The 2,571-nt window shown below is 43.3% G+C and carries 2 protein-coding genes; one reads left to right on the forward strand and one right to left on the reverse strand.

Annotation, left to right across the window (positions count from 1 at the left end; all coding sequences use genetic code 11):
• Nucleotides 1–1,268 (forward strand): methyltransferase (locus VN429_RS00005; protein ID WP_325628420.1); only part of this gene is annotated, 1,268 nt, incomplete at its 5' end.
• On the opposite strand, the gene VN429_RS00010 is transcribed toward VN429_RS00005, so the two are convergent.
• Complete coding sequence (locus VN429_RS00010) at nt 1,258–2,439, reverse strand: aminotransferase class V-fold PLP-dependent enzyme (RefSeq protein WP_325628425.1); 1,182 nt, start codon at nt 2,437–2,439, stop codon at nt 1,258–1,260. The genes VN429_RS00005 and VN429_RS00010 overlap by 11 nt on opposite strands.
• Between the last annotated feature and the right edge of the window lie 132 nt (nt 2,440–2,571).

The raw sequence follows: 2,571 nt of genomic DNA on the forward strand, positions 1-2,571 counted from the left end.
AAATATCATCTGCCATATCCTCTCCACAATATCAAAAAGGAAACCAAAGTAATCGAAACAAGCAACGGGTGTTTATTACAAATCCCCCGACAGAGCCACACCTGCTTTTTCAAACTGTAAACAGGATGGCTGCTGAAACACAGCAGTTTTACTCTCTTCTCGCTGCACTTGAATTAAAACTATTCGATTATCTGGATACACCGACCTCCATTACTGAACTCAGCAAGGTTATTCCCCGTCATGAGATGCTTCCCCCGCTCTTGCGAATTCTTGTAGATTGTAACTTTATCAGTGAGAATAATGGATTATATCAGAATACACAGTTAGCTTCCACTTACTTCTCATCGGTATCCCCGTATTATCAGGGGGCATATCTGGAGAAGATTAAGAAAAAGATCTCTGAACTCTGGGTGCATCTCCCTGATGTTATAAAAAATGGGCCAGTGATATATGATAAAAAGGAGTTTTTCTGCGATATGTGCCTGCCTCCGATGGCAGAGAACGCAATGACCGGAAGACTTCAGCAGGTTATCAGGTCTATAGTTGCACTTCCTGAATTTCTCTCTGCTCGACTAATGCTGGATCTCGGCGGAGGTCACGGACTTTATTCCATTGCCCTAGCCTCCCTGAAACAGGATCTCACATGTATTGTATTTGATCTACCTGAAGTAACGGATACAGCATGTGATTATATAATTGCTCATGATATGGATGAGCAGGTGAAAGTATGTCCTGGAAACTTCTTTACTGATGAACTTGGAGCCGGATATAATCTCATCCTTTCATCATCTAACCCAAGCGGAAAGAATACCTCAATGATTCCTAAAATCTATAATGCTCTAGCTCCGGGAGGAATCTTTGTCAATATCCAGTCTGGTGATAACGAGATTGCTAACAACCCTCTTTCCCAGTTAGAGAGCAGAATGTGGATGATTGGTGAAGAACCAGAGTGGAAGTCTCACAGGGGCAAGAAGCAGTCATTTCTTTCAGACGAGTATCTTCGCTCTCTCCAGGATTGTGGATTTACCATAAAGCAGGTAGAGCGAATTCCCGATCTCTTTACAGATGATTACTCAGTAACCATGATCATATGCAAAAAGAAGGAAGAGCCCAAACCAGTTCCCTGCCTCCGGATTTCATTACTCTCAAAAAAAGAACGTGAAAAGATGATCACGCTCACTGTTAATACCCAGGACGCTGACTGGCTGCAAACATTGGAATTAATGGGCATTTCATCAAGGAAGAGCAATTCCAGATTTACTGACTAGCCTTAAATGTAGTTCCTGCAGACTGAACCTGATCACCCAATGATGCAAGAACTTCACCAGCGAATCTACAGTCTGATGGATCAGTGAGTATAGATGGACTTAATCTCACACACCCTTTTCCATCGGTGATTTTAGCATGAATAAGTGGGGCACAGTGAAGACCAGTTCTCGTAATGATCCCATATGTAGTCCTGATTACAAACCCTGCGGTATCGGGATCCATTCCTTTGATGTTGATCGGAAAAACCGGAATATCGGGTGAAGGATGATATCTGATTATCTGATCTGAATCCTTTAAGGGTTCATAAAAAGCGTCAATACACTTTCTCTGATGATCAGCGATGCGAGAGTAGCCAATCTCACGCAGGTAGGATATTCCCGCCTCAAGCGATACGATTCCGGGATAATTTGGAGTTCCTGCTTCATATCGTTCGGGAAGAGCAGATGGTTGCCGAAGATTCGCCGAATTTGTGCCAGTTCCTCCTTGTATTATAGGTTGTATGACATCAGGATCGCGGATCCAGAATCCTCCTATTCCGGGCATACCAAAGAGGTATTTATGCCCGGTAAACACAAAGGCATCAGCACCAAGTCTTGTGAGATCAACAGGTATCTGCCCTGCTGTCTGTGATCCATCAACTATCATGAATAAATCAGCCTGCTTGAGAGCAGAATGTATCTCATGAATATTCTGAACGGTCCCAAGAACATTACTCCCCTGATTTATGACGAGGAGACGCGTATCATCCCTTATTGCACTGATAATGTCAGACGGGCGAATATATCCATCTCGTGATGCGATAACCGAGACCTCAATTTGATTATTATCAGCAAGGGTTGTAAGCGGCCTCAGGACTGAGTTGTGATCCAAATCCGTGGTAATGACATGAAACATACCCTCCTGCCCAGCTGCAAATCCATGAATCAACATATTCAGCGACTGAGTAGCACCCGAAGTGAAGATCAAATGATCAGGATCCTTACAACCCAAAAAATCAGATACACTCTCTCGTGCTTCCTGAACCGGATCAACGGTAAGTTCATCGGTTGAACGTCCGGATTCACCTGGAAATCTGTGAAGATGAGCCTGTACAGCATCGATTACCCGTTCTGGTTTTGGCCAGGTTGTTGCAGCGTTATTGAGGTAGATATCACGAGGAGGGGGTGTCATAGAATAGTATTGATGAGTCCATTACAATGAGGTTTCCCCAGACCATATATTTCCCAGCTAATAAATTCCATAAATTTGGCAATATCTATGGCATTGCAGATACGACATATCAGATGATATCTTGTGCTATTA

Origin of the sequence: Methanospirillum sp., assembly GCF_035560735.1 — an archaeon.
GTDB lineage: Archaea > Halobacteriota > Methanomicrobia > Methanomicrobiales > Methanospirillaceae > Methanospirillum.